1 pseudogene is annotated in these 557 nt (G+C 50.6%); it reads right to left on the reverse strand.

Going from position 1 to position 557, the window contains the following annotated elements:
- Positions 1-178, reverse strand: a pseudogene (locus tag B2W52_RS22230) (Fe-S cluster assembly protein SufB); the annotation flags it as partial.
- Positions 179-557: the final 379 nt, after the last annotated feature.

Genomic DNA, 557 nt, shown 5'->3' on the forward strand with positions numbered 1-557 from the left:
GGTAGGCTTTCAGCCGCCACTCCAGCATCCATTCCGGTTCTTTCTTGAGGCCGGAAAGGCGGGCGATAACGTCTTCATTAAGGCCGGGTTCGAATGTGTCGGATTCAATGTCTGTTACAAATCCGTATTCGTATTCCCGTTTGATCAGCTCGTTCACCTCGGTGTCGGTGGTCGCCATGATCGTCGCTCCGTATTCTCTCATCGCGGGCTTGTGCCCTTGGTGTCGCCGGCAGCCTCATGAATGGGCTGTCGATCGGATGTCATCAGTTTGGGTGTTGCAGTGATCGCTCATCCTGTGAGTACGCCCTGCAATCGCTTTTTGGATGACGGATTTCCAAAGCTGATGCTGATAATTAAGCAGAAAAGCAGCTTGAATCCATCGCTTCTGGGCAGCGATTATACAATACCAGAGTAAAATAGTCAGGTATTAATTTGAACGTGGGGTGATTATACCTTAATCGGCCTTTGGGGCACTAAGAGGGTGGTAATGAGGCTGATAGTCAGGTTCTTGCAGGACTGGAGTTTTTGAGAAGGACGCCAAGCGGGATTGCCTCCCA

The organism is Marinobacter sp. UBA2498 (assembly GCF_002341575.1).
Taxonomy (GTDB): Bacteria; Pseudomonadota; Gammaproteobacteria; order Pseudomonadales; family Oleiphilaceae; genus Marinobacter; species Marinobacter manganoxydans.